Here is a 3,119-nt window from a genome sequence, read left to right as displayed (position 1 = left end):
CGCCGGCACCGGGCAGAACATGTCGGCGGAGCCGGAGGCCACCGTCTTCACCAACATCGCGCCGGGCAACGCCGAGGTGGTTCGCCCCTGGGTCGATGCTTTACGTAATGTGGGTTTTGCGGTCTTCGCCAAGCCGAAGATCGATGACAACAGTGACGTCGACGCCGACATGCTGCACCACATCGGGCTGCGGTGCAGCGAAGGACTGGCCGCCCTGGTGGTGGCTTCAGCTGACGGCCAAGCGTTCCGGGAACCGTTGGAGGAGATATCCCACCGCGGCATACCGGTGCAGGTTCTGGGATTTCGCGAACATGCGAGCTGGGCACTAGCGTCGGATACCTTGGAGTTCGTCGACCTGGAGGACATAGACGGTGTTTTCCGGGAACCGTTGCCGCGAATTGGGTTGGATTCGCTGCCTGAGCAGGGTGCCTGGCTCCAGCCGTTCCGGCCGCTGTCGTCGTTACTGGCCTCGCGTGTGTGACACTGGAAAACCTATGCGCGGGTCGCTACAGATCCAGTAAGGAGATTGCGTGTTCGCCTGGTGGGGTCGAATTGTGTACCGCTACCGGTTCATCGTAATCGGCGTCATGGTGGCTCTCAGCCTCGGCGGCGGCGTTTTCGGGCTGAGCCTCGGCAAGCACGTCACCCAGAGCGGCTTCTACGACGACAGTTCCCAGTCTGTCAAAGCGTCGGTGTTGGGTGACGACACCTACGGCCGCGACCGGACCAGTCACATCGTGGCGACGTTCGCAGCGCCGCAGGGCAAAACGGTCGACGACCCGGCCTGGTCTAAGCAGATCAAGGACTCACTGGACAGCTTTCAGAAGAGTCATCCCAATCAGGTGCTGGGTTGGGTCAGTTACCTCCGGGCACCGGATTCCACCGATCCGCGTGTCCACGGCATGGCGACTGAGGACAAAAAGCACGTCTTCGCGTCAATCGCGCTCAAGGGCGACGACGATGACAGCATCCTGAACAATTACAAGCTGATCGCGCCCGACCTGCAGAAACTCGGCGGCGGCAAAGTCGAACTTGCCGGTCTTGAGCCGGTGGCCAGCGCCTTGACCGGGACCATCGAAACCGACCAACGACGCATGGAGGTTCTGGCGCTGCCGCTGGTGGCAGTGGTGCTGTTCCTAGTCTTCGGTGGTGTGATCGCCGCCTGCCTGCCGGCGATCGTCGGCGGGCTGGCCATCGCCGGCGCCCTGGGCATCATGCGGTTCATCGCGATCTTCGGGCCGGTGCACTTCTTCGCCCAACCGGTGGTGACGATGATTGGCCTCGGTATCGCCGTCGACTACGGGTTGTTCGTGGTGAGCCGGTTCCGCGAGGAGATCGCCGAGGGTTACGACAGCGAGGTCGCTGTTCGCCGAACCATGATGACGGCCGGGCGCACCGTGACGTTCTCCGCAGTGCTGATCGCTGTCTCGGCGGCCAGCATGCTGGTGTTTCCGCAGGGCTTCCTGAAGTCGTTGACCTACGCCACGATCGCGGCCGTCATGCTCTCGGCAATTCTGTCGATCACCATTCTTCCGGCGGTGCTCGGCATCCTGGGCCGCCACGTCGACGCCCTCGGCGTGCGCACTTTATTCCGGGTGCCGTTCCTCCAGGAATGGAAAGTTTCGCGGGTTTATCTGGAATGGCTCGCGAATCTGCTGCAGAAGACCAAGACCCGTGAAGAGGTCGAGCACGAGTTCTGGGGCAAGTTGGTCAACCGGGTGATGAAGCGGCCGCTGGTGTTCGCCATTCCGATCGTGGTCGCGATGATCCTGTTGATCATTCCGCTGGGTCGGCTCTCCCTCGGCGGTTTTAGCGAGAAGTATCTGCCGCCGGACAACCCGGTGCGCCTGGCACAGGAACACTTCGACAAGCTGTACCCCGGCTACCGCACCGAGCAGGTCACCCTGGTGATCCAGAGTAAGAACCACACCAAGGTCACCGATCAGCAGGTCGCCGAGATTCGCAATGACGTCTCGGGGATTGCCGGCTTCACCGACAAGAAATGGGACGAACGTCCCTGCCCGAACGTCGCGGGCAACCCGTGCGTCCCCGGCCCCAACGGAACGACGAAACCCAAAGATGAGACCGCCCGCGTCATCCAGAACGGCTTGGTCAACACCAACGACGCCGCGAAGAAGATCGTTGAGCTGCGGTCCGTCACACCGCCCAAGGGCCTGAACGTCATGATCGGTGGCACGCAGGCTCTTGTGCAGGACAGCATCCACGGCATCTTCAACAAGCTGCCGCTGATGCTGGTGATCCTGTTGACCACCACGACGCTGCTGATGTTCCTGGCGTTCGGATCCCTGGTGCTACCGGTCAAAGCAACGATGATGAGCGCGTTGACGCTCGGATCGACGATGGGCATCTTGACGTGGATCTTCGTCGACGGTCACTTCGCCAAGTGGCTTAATTTCACGCCGACGCCGCTCACCGCGCCCGTCATCGGATTGATCATCGCGGTCATCTTCGGTTTATCGACCGACTACGAGGTGTTCCTGGTCTCCCGCATGGTGGAGGCACGGGAACGCGGGATGTCGACCGCCGAGGCGATCCGGATCGGCACAGCGACCACCGGTCGCATCATCACGGCGGCGGCGACCGTCCTCGCGGTGGTCGCCGGCTCTTTCGTCTTCTCCGACTTGGTGATGATGAAGTACCTGGCCTTCGGTTTGATGGCGGCCCTGTTGTTGGACGCGACCGTGGTGCGAATGTTCCTGGTTCCGTCGGTGATGAAGCTGCTCGGCGACGACTGCTGGTGGGCGCCGCGCTGGATGAAACGGATCCAGACCAGGCTGGGACTCGGCGAGATCCACTTGCCCGACGAGCGCAAGCAGCCCGTCGTTCGTGCTCGATCCGGCGGAGCTGCCATCGCGCCGGGCAGTGCGCCCGCCACCAAACCTCGCCCTCCTCACGACCCGACCTACCCGGGAACGCCGGCACCCTCGCGTCCGTCCGTCACCAGCCGCCCGGAGACGCGGCCACCGGCCCAGGACAGGTCCTCGCAGGCCAGCACCACGCGCTTACCGGTCGCTGATGCACGTGAATCCGAGGCGGCAACCACTCGCTTCGCCGCGCCGCGCAGCCCCGCCGGTGACACGCCGTCGGCCGACCAGCCC

Annotated in this window: 2 protein-coding genes; both read left to right on the top strand. The window is 63.3% G+C overall.

What is annotated here, in order from left to right; translation table 11 throughout:
* Positions 1-481 (top strand): NYN domain-containing protein (locus tag WA317_RS20765; protein WP_425174818.1); only part of this gene is annotated, 481 nt, incomplete at its 5' end.
* A 49-nt stretch (positions 482-530) separates the two neighbouring features.
* Positions 531-3,119, top strand: a 2,589-nt coding sequence (locus WA317_RS20760; RefSeq protein ID WP_425174817.1) for an MMPL family transporter, incomplete at its 3' end; no start/stop codon positions are given.

This window comes from Mycobacterium sp. (genome assembly GCF_049802695.1).
Classification (GTDB): Bacteria; Actinomycetota; Actinomycetes; order Mycobacteriales; family Mycobacteriaceae; genus Mycobacterium.
Note: the sequence above shows the minus strand (reverse complement) of the source record. Positions and strands in the feature narration are given on the sequence as shown.